Source organism: Pantoea stewartii subsp. stewartii (genome assembly GCF_008801695.1).
Taxonomy (GTDB): Bacteria; Pseudomonadota; Gammaproteobacteria; order Enterobacterales; family Enterobacteriaceae; genus Pantoea; species Pantoea stewartii.
In genome coordinates this window covers 1-468 of the sequence record NZ_VZPF01000242.1, presented here as the reverse complement: position 1 = coordinate 468, position 468 = coordinate 1, and the positions used below count along the sequence as shown (strand labels likewise).

The 468-nt window shown below is 61.3% G+C and carries 1 protein-coding gene and 1 pseudogene; both read right to left on the bottom strand.

The window, feature by feature from the left end:
- Positions 1-376: AMP-binding protein (locus F7Q90_RS25990; RefSeq protein WP_151161193.1), on the bottom strand; the 376-nt coding region annotated here is incomplete at its 3' end.
- Positions 373-468, bottom strand: a pseudogene (locus F7Q90_RS25985) (o-succinylbenzoate synthase); the annotation flags it as partial. The pseudogene F7Q90_RS25985 and the gene F7Q90_RS25990, both read right to left, overlap by 4 nt.

Genomic DNA, 468 nt, shown 5'->3' with positions numbered 1-468 from the left:
CTTCTGTACTTTTTCGCATCTGCAACGCGGCTAACCCGGAAAAGGCGTTTTCGCCTTCCAGTGTCAGTGCAAAACGCAGCGTTAACTCCGGCACCAGCGCCTCCAGCAATGTCTGGGGCAACTGCGGGTTGACGGGCAGAACCCGCGCGCCGCACTGCATCAGCGCAAGCCATGCCAATAGAGTGTGCGGATGATTCCAGGCGCGCAGCAGGACGCCGTCACTCTCCCGTACCCCCTGCGCGGCAAACCCGCCCGCCAGCACATCAATACGCTCACAGAGCGCGCGCCAGCTTAACACCTCATCATTCAGACGCAGCGCGGGCGCAGATCCGCGAAGCTGTCGCCAGTGGCGCCACGGCCAGTCAGTCAATGTCATAACAGCCGTTCCAGCTCATCACGATTCAGGCAGGGCAACGCGCTACCGGGCCAGGGGCGAACCTGTTGCGTCTGCATCAAATGCAAGGTATC